This window comes from Mesorhizobium kamtschaticum, assembly GCF_056174585.1.
In genome coordinates this window covers 1,620,278-1,634,297 of sequence record NZ_CM149691.1, presented here as the reverse complement: position 1 = coordinate 1,634,297, position 14,020 = coordinate 1,620,278, and the positions used below count along the sequence as shown (strand labels likewise).

General features: G+C 63.2%; 13 protein-coding genes and 1 pseudogene. 10 read left to right on the top strand and 4 right to left on the bottom strand.

Annotated elements, in window-relative coordinates; genetic code table 11:
• Positions 1-1,032, top strand: coding sequence for a peptidoglycan -binding protein (locus AC0V7N_RS07970; protein ID WP_258588820.1), 1,032 nt, complete (start codon positions 1-3; stop codon positions 1,030-1,032).
• 248 nt (positions 1,033-1,280) lie between these two features.
• The gene (locus AC0V7N_RS07965) at positions 1,281-1,709 is read left to right on the top strand and encodes a hypothetical protein (RefSeq protein WP_475456264.1); all 429 of its coding nucleotides are present in this window, start codon (positions 1,281-1,283) and stop codon (positions 1,707-1,709) included.
• A 101-nt stretch (positions 1,710-1,810) separates the two neighbouring features.
• Here AC0V7N_RS07965 and AC0V7N_RS07960 read toward each other — a convergent pair.
• A pseudogene (locus AC0V7N_RS07960) lies at positions 1,811-2,163 on the bottom strand (DUF1304 domain-containing protein).
• A gap of 243 nt (positions 2,164-2,406) precedes the next feature.
• Here AC0V7N_RS07960 and AC0V7N_RS07955 point away from each other — a divergent pair.
• The 4 genes from AC0V7N_RS07955 (at position 2,407) to AC0V7N_RS07940 (ending at position 7,515) form a co-directional block, all read left to right on the top strand.
• On the top strand, positions 2,407-3,891 hold the full coding sequence (locus AC0V7N_RS07955; protein WP_475456260.1) for a carboxypeptidase M32: 1,485 nt from the start codon (positions 2,407-2,409) through the stop codon (positions 3,889-3,891).
• 247 nt (positions 3,892-4,138) lie between these two features.
• Entirely contained in the window at positions 4,139-6,043 is a 1,905-nt protein-coding gene (locus AC0V7N_RS07950) for a DUF3857 domain-containing protein (protein ID WP_475456258.1), read from the top strand.
• Between the two features lie 75 nt (positions 6,044-6,118).
• The gene (locus AC0V7N_RS07945) at positions 6,119-6,697 is read left to right on the top strand and encodes a TetR/AcrR family transcriptional regulator (RefSeq protein ID WP_475456256.1); all 579 of its coding nucleotides are present in this window, start codon (positions 6,119-6,121) and stop codon (positions 6,695-6,697) included.
• Positions 6,698-6,771: 74 nt separating this feature from the next.
• On the top strand, positions 6,772-7,515 hold the full coding sequence (locus AC0V7N_RS07940; RefSeq protein ID WP_475456254.1) for a 3-oxoacyl-ACP reductase family protein: 744 nt from the start codon (positions 6,772-6,774) through the stop codon (positions 7,513-7,515).
• Positions 7,516-7,634: 119 nt separating this feature from the next.
• Here AC0V7N_RS07940 and AC0V7N_RS07935 read toward each other — a convergent pair whose 3' ends face one another.
• The gene (locus AC0V7N_RS07935; protein WP_475456252.1) at positions 7,635-9,434 is read right to left on the bottom strand and encodes an ABC transporter transmembrane domain-containing protein; all 1,800 of its coding nucleotides are present in this window, start codon (positions 9,432-9,434) and stop codon (positions 7,635-7,637) included.
• Positions 9,435-9,639: 205 nt separating this feature from the next.
• Between AC0V7N_RS07935 and rpmE the strand changes: the two genes are divergently transcribed.
• Positions 9,640-9,861: a 50S ribosomal protein L31 gene (gene rpmE / locus AC0V7N_RS07930; RefSeq protein WP_027031640.1), complete on the top strand. Its 222-nt coding sequence runs from the start codon at positions 9,640-9,642 to the stop codon at positions 9,859-9,861.
• 54 nt (positions 9,862-9,915) lie between these two features.
• Here the strand turns inward: rpmE and AC0V7N_RS07925 are convergent, their stop codons facing one another.
• Positions 9,916-10,623 (bottom strand): hypothetical protein, encoded by a 708-nt coding sequence (locus AC0V7N_RS07925; RefSeq protein WP_475456250.1) that lies wholly within the window; start codon positions 10,621-10,623, stop codon positions 9,916-9,918.
• Between the two features lie 160 nt (positions 10,624-10,783).
• On the opposite strand from AC0V7N_RS07925, the gene AC0V7N_RS07920 reads away from it, so the two are divergent.
• Positions 10,784-11,893 carry a helix-turn-helix domain-containing protein gene (locus AC0V7N_RS07920; RefSeq protein ID WP_475456248.1) on the top strand — a complete coding sequence of 370 codons (1,110 nt, stop codon included), beginning with the start codon at positions 10,784-10,786 and terminating at the stop codon, positions 11,891-11,893.
• Positions 11,894-11,909: 16 nt separating this feature from the next.
• Here the strand turns inward: AC0V7N_RS07920 and AC0V7N_RS07915 are convergent, their stop codons facing one another.
• Positions 11,910-12,539 (bottom strand): TetR/AcrR family transcriptional regulator, encoded by a 630-nt coding sequence (locus AC0V7N_RS07915; RefSeq protein ID WP_475456246.1) that lies wholly within the window; start codon positions 12,537-12,539, stop codon positions 11,910-11,912.
• 123 nt (positions 12,540-12,662) lie between these two features.
• Between AC0V7N_RS07915 and AC0V7N_RS07910 the strand changes: the two genes are divergently transcribed.
• Together AC0V7N_RS07910 and AC0V7N_RS07905 are read left to right on the top strand one after the other, a co-directional pair.
• Positions 12,663-13,496, top strand: a complete 834-nt coding sequence (locus AC0V7N_RS07910; RefSeq protein WP_475456244.1) for an NAD(P)H-binding protein — start codon at positions 12,663-12,665, stop codon at positions 13,494-13,496.
• 1 nt (position 13,497) lies between these two features.
• On the top strand, positions 13,498-13,974 hold the full coding sequence (locus tag AC0V7N_RS07905) for an anthrone oxygenase family protein (RefSeq protein WP_475456242.1): 477 nt from the start codon (positions 13,498-13,500) through the stop codon (positions 13,972-13,974).
• Positions 13,975-14,020: the final 46 nt, after the last annotated feature.

Here is a 14,020-nt window from a genome sequence, read left to right as displayed (position 1 = left end):
ATGGCGCTTGCCAGGGGCCGGCGTACCGATCGCCGCATCGACTACTGGCCGGGCTTTGTCGACGCGCTGTCGACGCTGCTGCTCGCCATCATGTTCCTGCTCACCGTCTTCGTGCTGGCGCAATTCCTGCTCGGCCGCGAACTCTCCGGCAAGGATACGGCGCTCACACGCCTCAACTCGCAGATCAATGAACTGACGCAGCTTCTGGCGCTGGAACGCTCGACGGCGCAGGACAAGGACGATTCGCTCGCCAATTTGCAGGCGTCGCTATCGGCGGCGGAGGCGGAGAAGAGCCGGCTCGAACAGTTGCTGGCGCAAGGCGCCGGTGCCGGCGATGCCGCCAACCAGCGGGCCGCGGAACTGGGCGGCGAACTCGACAGCCAGCGCCAGATCAGCCAGCAGGCGCTGAGCCAGGTCGAGATCCTCAACCAGCAGATCGCGGCCCTTCGCAAGCAGATCGGCGCGCTCGAGGATGCGCTCAACGTATCGGAAACCCGCGACCGCGATTCCAACACCAAGATCGCCGATCTCGGCCGCCGGCTGAACGTGGCGCTGGCGCAGCGCGTGCAGGAATTGAATCGCTACCGCTCCGACTTCTTCGGACGCTTGCGCGAGATCCTTGCCGACCGCGAAAACATCCGCATCGTCGGCGACCGCTTCGTCTTCCAGTCGGAAGTGCTGTTCCCGACCGGGTCCGAAGTGATCAATGATGCCGGCAAGGTCGAGATGAAGAAGCTCGCCGACGCCATCATCGAACTGCAGAAGGAAATTCCGCCCGAGATCAACTGGGTGCTGCGCGTCGACGGCCACACCGACAACAAGCCGTTGTCCGGCAATGGCCGTTACCGCGACAATTGGGAACTGTCGACGGCGCGTTCGACCTCGGTGGTGAAGTTCCTGATCGAGAACGGCGTGCCGGCCAACCGGCTGGTCGCCGCCGGCTTCGGCGAGTTCCAGCCGCTCGACCCCGCCGATACGGATGAGGCGCGCAACAAGAACCGCCGCATTGAACTGAAGCTCACCGAACGGTGATTCATCATCACGGAAAAGTCACGCGAACTTGTTCGCCGGCTCAACTCTAGGGCGCAGGCCGAGGCCGGCAAGGCCTGAAAAGATTATCTTTTTTTAATTACACTTCGCCCCGAAGCGCTCCTAGCTTGCCGCGCAGGGCCGAGAACCGCCGGCGATGCCTCCCATCGCGACGCGACGGAACCCGACGGCCCACGGCTGGAAGGCAGACGAAAGAACCGCTGCCTTCCTCTTCTGGAGGAGACGCGACGATGCGCTCTTTTAACCCCACGCTCAGAACTGCAGCATTGACCGCATTCTTTATCGCCATTCCGCTCGCCGGCGCCTATGCCGCGGGTCATCACAGGGGCGCTCTCGACGCCTCCGACCCGACCGACTTGACGGGTCCGCGTGTCGAAGCCCTCATTGAACAGGCTCAAGGCGTCCGCCAGGGCATCGTCGACGCACGGCAGGCCAACAACATCACCCCGGCCGTGGCGGAACACCTGGAAATGCGCACCAACCAGATCAGCCAGGCCGCCGAGAAGATTGCCGCGTCGGATCACGGCAGGATACCGGCGCCGCAGTATCACGACCTGCTGGCTCATCTCGACCGTGTCGACCAGCGCTTGAGGATCGATATCGGTAGCGGTTTCCTGATGGGTGACGGCGCCGACGGCGGAAACTACCCGAACGGCTGAAACTTCTGGAAAGCCTAAGGGACACCTGGCGCCTTCGGGACCCCAATCCCGCGGGCGTCCTTTTTCCTCACCAGCCCAGCCTGCCTACCAACCAAGCCTGCCTACCAACCTATCCAGACCGCGATCAGGGCGACCACCGCCGGCACGGTCTGGATGAACAGGATCTTGCGGCCGACCGTTGCCGCGCCGTAGAGGCCGGCAATCGCCACGCACAACAGGAAGAAAACCTTGACCTGAAAACCAGCGGCGCCGAATAAAGCCCCCAGATCAGGCCGGCGGCGAGAAATCCGTTGTAGAGGCCCTGATTGGCGGCCAGCACCTTCGAGGCGTTGGCGAATTCCGGCGTCAGGCGGAATGTCTTGTGCCCGCGCGGCGTGTCCCAGAGCACCATCTCGAGATAGACGATGTAGACATGGATCAAGGCCACCAGCCCGACCAGGATGTTGCCGATCATTTGCTCCCCCTTCACGCGTTGCCGGCAGCATTTCATGTGTGGCATCGCCTGCGCAAGGTGCATCCTGCCGGACGGTATCTGGAGCAATTCCAGGAAAAGTGTGAAACGGTTTTCCGTCCGGAATTGCGTCAAGCAAGGAGTCAGAGCGGTTTGCCGCTTCCGTGAAACGGTGAACCGCTCTGAGGGTTGCCAACGCTTTTGCGTTGGTGTCTTTTCGCGCCGTCCTCAATCACGGAAGCCGCCATGTCCTTTCAGAAACTCGACGACTTCGGCCACAAGCTCGAAGCACTTGAGCATGCGCTGGCCATCCTCGGCGCCGATGAAGCGACGCATATGGCCGTCGGCGGCGGCGAGAAGCGTGCCGAGGCGATGGCGGCACTGGCCGGCATGTACCACACCAGGGCAACCGCACCGGAAATCGCCGACTGGATCGCCGCCGCTGAAGGCGAGGCGCTCGACGACGAGCAGCGCGCGGCTCTCACCGAACTGCGGCGGCAGTACACCAACCTGACCTGCCTGCCGGTCGAATTCGTCGAACGCCAGACGACGGCGCGCATGCGTTGCGAGCAGCTGTGGCGCGACCTGCGCGCCAAGAACGATTGGGCGGGCTTCCAGCCGGCGCTCGAGGGCGTGGTGGCGCTGGTGCGCGAAGAGGCGGCTCTGCGCTCCGACGTGCTCGGCCTCGCCCCCTACGACGCGCTGATGGAGCAATTCGACCCCGGCAACCGCACCGCCGACATCACCCCCGTCTTCGCCGACCTGAAAGCCTTCCTCAAAGGCTTCGTGCCGGAAGCGCTGGCGATCCAGGAAGCGCGGCTGCGCAAGCATCCGCTGAAGCCGCTTTCGGGCACCTATGCGATCGACAAGCAGCGCGAGCTTGGCCTTGCCATGATGGCGGCGGTCGGTTTCGACCTGACGCACGGCTCGCTGTCGGTCTCGCACCATCCCTTCTGCGGCGGCGTGCCCAGCGACGTGCGCATCACCACCCGCTACAAGACATCGGATTTCCTGTCGGCGCTGATGGGCGTGCTGCACGAGACCGGCCATGCGCTCTACGAGCAGAACCTGCCGAAAGCATGGTCGCACTGGCCGCTCGGCAAGGCGCGCGGCATGGCCGTGCATGAAAGCCAGAGCCTGTTCGTCGAAAAGCAGATCGGCCGCAATCCCGCCTTCTGGCGCTGGGCGCTGCCGGTGGTGGAAAAGCATCTCGGCGAGGCCTGGTCGCTCGACGATCTCCTGCCGCATGTGCATCGCGTCGAACGCGGCCTGATCCGGGTCGACGCCGACGAGGTGACCTATCCGCTGCATGTCATCCTGCGCTACGAGCTGGAGCAGGAACTGGTCTCGGGCAGGCTGGAGGTGGCCGATCTCCCCGAAGCCTGGGACGCCAAGATGCGCGACTATCTCGGCCTCTCAACCATCGACAATCCGGCCGATGGCCCGATGCAGGACGTGCATTGGCCGGGCGCCGCCTTCGGCTACTTCCCGTCCTATACGCTGGGCGCGATGATGGCGGCGCAGCAATGGGCCGCGCTGACGCGTGAGCATCCTGCCGCCGACGACGAACTGGCGAAAGGGAATTTCGCTGCAATCAATGACTGGCGCCGCAAGAAGATATGGTCGCAGGGGTCGCGCTGGTCGACGCCGGACCTGCTCGAACGCGCCACCGGCGAAAAACTCAACGCCGTGTATTTCGTCAATCACCTGAAGCAACGCTACGGCGCGTGAGATCGGCCGTCATGCCATCCCGATTTCGCTGACCGTCGAGCCGCAAACAAGGCGATGACGCGGCTTGATCGGACGACGACCGAATTCCGATGTCTTGCGGGATCGCCTCTACTTTTCTATCACTGGTGGTATCCGCCGGTATCTGTCGAAGCGTGCGGATCATAAGGGCGGGTACTTTCCGGTGACATTGTCTGCGATCACACGGCTTGTCGTCTTGATTGCCTTCGCGATTTTCTGCGCGCCGGCCATGGCCGACACAGAAATCCACAAAGGCAGCCCAGGCGCCTGGATCGACCGGATCGAACTCCCCAAGGCAGACCCGCGTTTCGACAGCCAGATCAAGAACGGCATCTCCAATCTTGTCTCGGAATATCAGATCCGGCAGCAGCCCGGCGGCATCGAGGCCTTCGACCACTACGCCTACAAGATAGTCGACCGCACCGGCCTCGAGCGCGGCGCCGCCATAAATTTCGAGTTCGACCCGGCGACGTCGCAGGTGACGATGAACTGGCTGAACATCATCCGCGACGGCGTGGTCATCGACCGGCTGCCCGGAGCCACTTTCGACGTGTTCCGGCGCGAAAAGGACGCCGAGAAGGGCCTGTTCGACGGCTGGCTCACGGCCTATGTGAATGTCGACGATGTCCGTGTCGGCGACATCATCGACTATGGCCGGACCACCGTCAGGACACCGATCGTCGGTGCCGATCTGTTTTTCCATTCGGTCGCCATGGCCTGGGGCGAACCCATCGCGCTCATCCGCGAGAAGGTGACCTGGCCGGCAAACCAGCCCTTGAACATCCGCCAGGTCCGCACCGACATCCAGCCGGATGTCAAAACCGACGGCGCGTCGAAATCCTACACCTGGCAAAGCGTCAACCCTGCCCCGGTCAAATCAGAGGAAAACCTGCCGGCGGATTTCCTGACCTATCCGACGATCCAGATCTCCTCGACAGCCAAGTGGCAGGACGTCGTCGATGCGATGTTGCCCTACTATCGGCTCGACCAGGAATTGCCGGCCGCCTTCGCATCGAAGCTCGATGACATTGCCGCCAGATACGTCAGGCCGGAAGACCGGATGATCGAGGCAATGCGGCTGGTCCAGGACACCATCCGCTATGTAAGCCTGTCGATGGGCCGCGGCTCCTACATTCCCCGCAGCCCCGGCACCGTGATCGCCTCAGGCCTCGGCGACTGCAAGGACAAGGCACTGCTTCTTGCCTCCAGTCTGCGCCGGCTCGGCGTTCAGGCCGATCCGGCCCTGACCGACCTCGACGACGGACTGGCGCTTGGCGACATGCTGCCGACGATCCGCGCCTTCGACCACGTCATCGTCAAGGCAACGATCAAAAGTCAGACCTACTGGATCGATGCGACCAATTATCTGCAAGGCGGCCGGGCCGAAAACCTTGTTCCGCCCGACTATGGCTTTGCCTTGCCTGTTATCGCCGGCAAAGCGCAGATGGAGAGGATGGAGCGCAAGGAGCTTTTCCAGCCGACCACTTTCGTCAGCGAAGCGTTCGACTTTCCCAAACTCAAGGGCGAGGTGCTCAAACTGACCGTCAGCACGACCTATCGGGACGCCGATGCCGACAGCATGCGCTACAGGCTGGTTTCGCAATCGGCCACCAAGCTCGCCGACGACTATCTCCAGTATTACAACCGGCAGTATCCGGGGATGACAAGCCTGGCGCCGTTGTCGACACATGACGATCGCGACGGCAACGTCGTCACCACGGTCGAATCCTACGCGCTTCCGGCCGAGGATCTCGACGCCGATGATCTCATCAAGAATTTTCCGTTGAAGGCTGATGTCGGCATCAGCAATTTGCCGGAGCCGGACATGGTCGGCCGGGCCGGGCCGATCTGGCTCGGCAGCCCGATGTTCAAGCGCCATCAGTGCATCGTCAAAAACCTGAAGGCGGCGTTTGTCGGCCCCGAAAAGTCCGACGACGTGATCACGCCCTATGTCGCCTTCAAGGCGCGCTGGTCGAGCACGCCGACCGAATTCCAGGTCGACTGGTTTCTCAAGACGATCGCCGATCAGGTCCCCGCCAAGGATATCGGCTCGTATCTGAGGTCGCGCAGGAAGATGAGCGACAACGCCTCCTGGAGCTACAATTTCGGCTATGCCGAAACCGAGGCGAACTGAGGCCATCGCCGCCTTGCGACCGGTGGCAAAAAATAATTCTGGACAATACAGTCCGGAATACCTAAACCACTTTTCATGGCACGCCCCAAGGAATTTGACCGCGACACAGCGCTTCAGCAGGCCATCGGCGTCTTTTCGGACCATGGTTACGAAGGAACGTCGACGGACACACTGCTGGAGGCCATGCGGATCAGTCGCCAGAGCCTGTACGACACGTTTGGCGATAAGCGGCGGCTCTATCTCGAGGCCTTGCAGCGTTACAATGCCGATAGCGTCTCCGAATTGATCGGCGTCATGAGCGCGTCTTCCTCGCCCCTGGCGGGGCTGGAAGCCGCATTGCTTGCGCTTGCGGCAAGACCCCTTCCGCAAGGCGGAATCGGTTGTCTCGGCGTCAGCGCGATCTGCGAATTCGGGGTCGCGGACCGGGACGTCGCGCTGCTGGGCGAGGCGGCGGGCAGGACCTTGCTGTCGGCGCTCGAACGCCTGATCGCGCAGGCCAAGGCGGCCGGCGAGGTCGACGCGGAACTCGATACCAATGCCGCCGCGCAGTTCATCGCCGCCACCCTCTCCGGCATCAAGGTGTCGGCGCGCAGCGGTGCCTCCCCCGACACGCTGCGCGGCATCGCGCGAATGGCCATCCGCAGCTTGCGCTAGCAGGATACCGCGACAGTGCCTGTTTTCAGCTTGCTCAATTATAGACTCATCAGTCCAAAACAAGGAAACCCATCATGACGAAATCACTCTTCGGCAAGGTAGCGCTGGTCACCGGCGGTTCGCGTGGCATCGGCGCGGCCATCGTGCGCCGGCTTCATGCCGAAGGCGCGGCCGTGGCCTTCACCTATGTCAGTTCGGATGCCAAGGCTGCGGAGCTTGTCAAATCGCTTGCGACTCCCGAAGCGCGGCCGCTTGCGATCAAGGCCGACAGCGGCGATCCCGAAGCGGTCCGGCAGGCTGTCGAAAAGACAGTCAAACAGTTCGGCGGGCTGGACATACTGGTCAACAATGCCGGCATCCTGATCCACGGGATGGTCAATGACGTATCGGTCGCCGACTTCGACAGGATGGTCGCGGTCAATATGCGTTCCGTATTCTTCGCCATACAGGCCGCCGCGAAGTCCATGGGCGAAGGCGGACGCATCATCACCATTGGCAGCGTCGTTGCCGAGCGTACCGGATTTCCTGGCTCTTCGATCTATTCGATGACCAAGGCCGCGATTACCGGACTGACGCGCGGTCTTGCCCGCGATCTTGGCCCGCGTGGCATCACCGTCAACAATGTCCAACCGGGGCCGACCGCCACCGACATGACGCCAGCCGACGCGCCGGTCGCCGACATGGTCCGCTCGCTGATCGCGCTTGGACGCCTGGGTGAAGATCGTGAGATCGCCGGATTGGTCGCCTATCTTGCCGGCCCAGAATCGAGCTTCATCACCGGGTCAAGCCTGACCATCGACGGCGGTTACCTGGCCTAGAGCAATTCCAGGAAAAGTGTGAACGGTTTTCCGCCCGGAATTGCTCCAAAACAAAGAGTTAGAGCGGTTCGCCGTTTCCGTAAAACGGTGAACTGCTCTAGGCCGGACGAAGCGGCGCTCTACTCCGCCGCGCCCCTGAAGGCGCTGGCGCCGGTCTCGAACTGCAGCTTGGCCAGCCTGGCATAGATGCCGCCCTTGGCGACCAGGCTCTGATGCGTGCCTTCCTCGACGATGCGGCCGCCATCCATCACCAGGATCCGGTCGGCCTTCAGCACCGTCGCCAGCCGATGGGCGATGACGATTGTGGTGCGGCCTTGCATCAGCCGTTCCAGCGCCATCTGCACCAGCGTCTCGCTTTCGGCGTCGAGTGCCGAAGTGGCTTCGTCGAGCAGCAGGATCGGCGCGTCGCGCAGGATGGCGCGGGCGATCGCCACACGCTGGCGCTGGCCGCCGGACAGCGTCACGCCGCGCTCGCCGACCTGGCTGTCGTAGCCATTCTCGAGTTTGAGGATGAATTCGTCGGCCAGCGCATCCTTCGCCGCCGTCTCGATCTCGGCATTGCCGGCACCCGGCCGGCCAAAGCCGATATTGTCGCGTGCGCTCGCCGCGAAGATGGTGACGTCCTGCGGCACGATGGCGATGCGCTCGCGCACCGAGACAGGATCGGCCTCGCGCACGTCGACGCCATCGATCAGGATCTTGCCGGTTTCGGGGTCGTAGAAGCGCAGGATCAGCGAAAAGACCGTGCTCTTGCCGGCCCCCGAGGGGCCGACAATGGCCACCGTCTCGCCGGGCATGACCTGAAAACTCAAGCCGTGGACGGCGGCGCGGTCGGGCCTGGCCGGATAGGAGAAGGAGACATCGTCGAAGACGATCGCGCCCTTGGCGACCGCCGGCAGCGGCTTCGGGTCGGCCGGCGCCTGGATCGCCGGCTTCTCGGCCAGGATCTCGGTCAGCCGCTCGGCCGCACCTGCCGCTTGCGCAAGTTCGCCCCAGACTTCCGACAGCGCGCCGAGCGCGCCGGCGGCAAACACCGAATAGAGCAGGAACTGGCCAAGCGTGCCCGGCGATATCGCGCCTTCGAGGACGTCGCGCGAGCCGAACCACAGCACGGCGACGACGGACGAGAAGATGGTGAAAATGGCAAAGAAGGTGAGGAAGGAGCGCGCGAAGATCGAGAAGCGCGCCGCCTCGAAGGCAGCCTCCACCGCGCCCGAAAAATGACTGGTGACCAGCTTCTCGTTGGTGAAGGCCTGCAGCGTGCGTACCGCGCCGATCTGCTCGCTGGCATAGGCTGTGGCATCGGCAAGCGTGTCTTGCGCCTGCCTTGACTTGCGCCGCACCGAACGGCCGAAGGCGACCAGCGGCAGCACGATGACGGGGATGGCTGCTATGACCAGGCTGGACAGTTTCGGGCTGGTGATGACCATCATGCCCACCGCGCCGAGGCCAAGGATGACGTTGCGCAGCGCGACCGAAGCCGTGGCGCCTACAGCCGACTTGACCTGTGTGGTATCGGCGGCGAGCCGAGACACGATCTCGCCCGACTGGGCGGTGTCGAAGAAGGCAGGCGACAGCGTCGTCACATGGGCAAAGACGTCGCGCCTGATATCGGCAACGACGCGTTCGCCGAGCGTAATGACGAAATAGTAGCGGCCGGCCGATGCCGCCGCCAGCACGGCGGCCATTGCCACCAGGGCGGCGAAATATTCGGCGATGAAGGTGGTGCTGGACGATGAGAAACCATGGTCGATCATGCGCCGCACGGCCAGCGGCAGCGCCAATGTCGTTGCCGCCGCGATGGCCAGCGAGATAAGCGCGCCGACGACCAGCGTGCGATATCCGGTGATATACGGAAACAGGCGCCTGAGCGGCTTGAGCGAGCGTCGGCGCTCGTCTGCGCTGCTTGATTGCGCCATCTCGGTGTTTCCTCTAGCCGCTTCGGCGTCATGCGCCTCAATATGCGCTTGCCGCGGCCTTGTGATTCAATTCCGCCTGATGTATAGGCTCGCCGACCGTTTTAGAAGCCGTGGCTCCTCAATAGCTGCGGCTTCGAGTTTTAAAAGAGGCGCATCGACGCAGGCTTATGCCCGTCAGCCGCGCCGGCAAGCCAGGAACCGAGCCATGAAGAGCGCTATTCACCCCGACTACCACACCATCAAGGTCGTCATGACCGACGGCACCGAATACACGACCCGTTCGACCTGGGGCAAGGAAGGCGATACGATGAACCTCGATATCGACCCGAGCACCCACCCGGCCTGGACCGGCGGCCACCAGACCCTGCTCGACCGCGGCGGCCGCCTGTCGAAGTTCAAGAAGCGTTTCGAAGGTTTCGGCCTCTAAGCCATTTCGGCATTGCCGCAGATCAAAAACCCGCCTTCGAGGCGGGTTTTTTGTTCAACGAATGGTGGCACGAACAAAGTCGCCCTTGATGACAACCGAGGGCTTGGCGCCGGCAGTGCTGGCAAGCGCGCTGTCGACCAAGGACGCCGTCGCGGTGACCGAATAGCTGATCGCAACACCGCGGCCGAAGGACAGCGTGGCATCCAGCGCCTTGCCGGTGATGGCGATGTTTTCGTCCTGCCTGACGCTGCCAAAGGCGAGATTGGCTTTCAGCGCGTCACCTTTGAGGTCGACGGTCGAGGCGTGCCCGTCCAGCGAGACATCGGCCGCCTTGCTGGTTATGGCGATGGTGGAGAAATTCCCCGCCATGTCGGCCTGCAGCGCCGCCTGGTCGATCGACACCGAACTTTCGGGCTGAATGTTGGCGTTGATCTCGACCCTGCAGTCGGAGGGATCCAGCCATGAGGACGGGGAAACGTCGATACGCAATGTCGAGGCCTCCAGCTTCATGTCGCTGGCAAGGCTGCAGTCATTGGCGAACCAGCTCGAATACCAGCGCGCGAACCAGCCTTCGCGGCGGCTGCTGATCGTCGCCTGGTAAGGCGTCGAAGCCAAAGTGGTGAGCCTGACGGAACTGGCTTCGCCCGATATGACGACGGCGCTCACGCCGGCGAGATCGAGTGTCTTGCCGGCATCCCCGCTTGCCGGTGACGCAAGCACGACGCTGCCGAATGACAGCAAGGCAAGAATTGCGGATTTCATTGATATCTCCGATCATGTGTGGCGGTCCCGGTTGGACCGTGGCGCTGTCGGAATGACCCGGGACGTCGATTTCCGCGACCTCGATCGCGATCCGGGACGACCGTGAACGCAATCCGGGTCATTGTCGGTCGCTGCCAGCCTTAGAACCACGCTTGCGATCATGATCTTCATTCCCCTGCCGTTCGTCGTCGCCCTGCTGCTCGTGATCCTGCTCGTGCAGATGATCCGCGCAAACGAGGCCGATCTGCGCGAGCACATCGCCTTCATGCTGCTGATGGCGGCGTATGCCTTGCAGTCGGTGCTGATTGGCATCCGCTGGGGTTATGATGTCAGGGCCATGATGCCGGTCCAGTCGGTGCTGGCGACGCTGATCGCACCGCTTGCCTGGATCGCCTTCAGCGGCTTGACGAAGGAACGCTCGGAGCATCGCCTGGCACGGCTGTGGCCGCATCTGCTGCCGGCCTTCCTGGTTGCCTTGCTGCTGGTCTTCTGGCGCGAGCCGGTCGGCCCGGTGATCATCCTTGTGTTCCTGTCATATGGGCTCGCGCTTCTTTGGCTTGCGCTGGCTGGCCCCGATGTCCTTGTCGAATCGCGCCTCGACGGCGTCTTGCGGTCCTACCGGTCGCTGTGGGTGACGGCGTTGGCGATCCTCGCGTCGCCGGTCACCGACATCATCATCAGTTTCGACATGCAATGGACCGGCGGTGCTCATTCCGGTGCGGTGATTGCCGGCGGCAACGTGCTGGCGCTGTTGCTTCTCGGCGGTGCTGCCGCGGTCGCCAGCGAAGCCACCGCTCCGGACGAAGACGAGGAAGAAGAGGTTGAGCCTCAGCTGCAAACCGCACCGCGGATAACCAGCGAAGACTCCGCGATCGCGGCGGCGGTCGACGCGCTGATGCAGTCGAAGGAGCTCTACAAGGATGTCGATCTCAACCTTGGGCGCATCGCCAGGCGGCTCGGCCTGCCGGCACGGCAAGTGTCGTCGGCGATCAATCGCATCCACGGATCGAGCGTGTCGCAATATGTCAACAACCAGCGGATCGACGAAGCGCGCCGCCTGCTGGCGACGACGGACGAGCCGATCACCCGCATCATGTTCGACGCCGGTTTCCTCAGCAAATCGAACTTCAACCGCGAGTTCCTGCGCATCACCGGCCTGAGCCCGAAAGCCTGGCGGCTCGAGCACCAGCCGCCAGGCGGTGCGATGTCGGCCACATCCTTGTCGGGCACATCCTTGCCGGCCATATCTTTGCTGGAGGGCGGAAAATGAACACGCGCAGTGCCACTCAGTCTCCGGTCAGTTCCCGCAGCGCCATGCGCTTGTAGGCGGCGACCAGCCTGTCGCCTTCCTGCCGGTCGACCGAGATGGCCAGCCGCATGACGGCCTCGCCCATCTGCCAGACGAGAAATGCGGTCGTCTCCAGGGAGACCGGGTCGGCGCCCGGATGTAGCCGCTTCAGCACCGCCACGAGGAATTCAGCGTTAGCCCGGCTGTCGGCGAGTTCGAGCTGGCGCAGCGCCTTGTCGGCCTGGGTGCCCGACCAGATGTCGCGCATCACCGGCTCGGCCAGGAACAGCCGATAATAGATATCGACAAGTTCCGAGAAAGCCCGCCGCAGGCCTTCGGCATCGCTGACATCCTTGAGTTCGGCCGAGATGCAGGCCTGGCTCTCGGCGGTATGGCGCTCTGCCAATGCCCAGATGATCGCCCGCTTGTCGGGAAAGAACTGGTAGAGCGAGCCGATCGACACCCCTGCCCGTTCGGCGACTTCGCCCATGCGCATGGCATCACTGCCTTGCTCGGTGATCAGTGCCGAGGCGGCCGCCAGCATGCGCTCCACCCGCTCGCGACTGCGCTGCTGGCTTGGCGCCCGCCGTGGTGAAGCCATCTGCTCATTGGCCGGCGTGCCTTCCATGGACTGTCTCCAACAACGCATTCAGCAAATCGCCGAGGAAATGGCTTGACTCGCAAAATACGAGAGTTTATCACGTTTTGCAAATGTGAGGATTACTCATGTTTTAAAACAAGGAAACCAGAGATGACCAACACGACAATCAAACCAATCCTGATCCTCGGCGGCACCGGCAAGACCGGCCGCCGTCTCGCCGAGCGGCTGACGGCGCGCGGCATTCCGGTACGGATCGGTTCCCGTTCCGCCGCGCCTCGTTTCGACTGGGAAGCTCCCGCAAGCTGGGCTCCCGCACTCGAGGACGTCAGCGCGGTCTACATCAGCTACTATCCCGACATCGCCGTGCCGGGCGCCGCCGAAGTGATCGGTGCCTTCGCCCGCCTTGCCGTGCGGCATGGCGTTCGCCGGCTCGTGCTCTTATCGGGCCGCGGCGAACACGAGGCGCAGCGCGCCGAGGAGATGTTGAAGGCTTCGGGGGCCGACTGGACGATCCTGCGCTGCGCATGGTTCTCGCAGAATTTCAGCGAGGGCTTTCTCATCGAGCCGCTGCTGGCGGGCGAGGTGGCACTGCCGGTCGGACCGGTCGGCGAACCCTTTGTCGATGTCGACGACATCGCTGACGCCGCCGAAGCGGTGCTGACTGAGCCCGGTCATGTCGGCCAGCTCTATGAGCTCACGGGGCCGCGGCTGTTGAGCTTCACTGATGCGGTCGCCGAAATTGCCAAGGCGGCAGGACGCGACATCCGCTTTGTCAGAATTTCGCACGACGAGTTCACTGCCTCTGTCACGTCGCACGAACTGCCACCCGAATTCGCCTGGCTGCTCAACGAGCTGTTCACCCAGGTGCTCGACGGCCGCAACGAGTCGCTCACCGACGGCGTCCAGCGCGTGCTTGGCCGTGCGCCGAAAGACTTTTCCGCCTACGCAACCGAAACCGCCGCAACCGGCATCTGGAGTGACTGAGATGACCAAGCTTGTTCCCGCCCTCACCATCATTGCCGCAATCGGCTCGGGCGTCGTCGGCGGCGTGTTCTTCGCCTTTTCCAACTTCGTCATGGCAGCACTTGCCCGGCTGCCCGTCCCGAGCGGCATCGCCGCGATGAATTCGATCAACATAACGGTGATCACGCCGACTTTCATGACGGCGCTTTTCGGCACCGGCCTGCTCTGTCTGGTGCTTATCGCCGCCGCCATCATGGGCTGGAGCCAGTCCGGCTCGTACTGGCTGCTTGCCGGCGCGGTGATCTACCTGATCGGCAACCCGATCGTGACCATGGTCTTCAACGTGCCGCTCAACGATGCGCTTGCCGCCGTCGACCCGGCCAGCAGCAACGGCGCCGCCGTGTGGGCGAACCATCTGAGCCAATGGGTGATGTGGAACCACGTCCGCACCATCACCGCCGTCGTGGCGATGGCCTGCTTTATCTTCGCATTGCTCTAGAAAGCGGTTTTCCCGGGAAAAGCGCGTAGCGCTTTCCCTTGGGAAT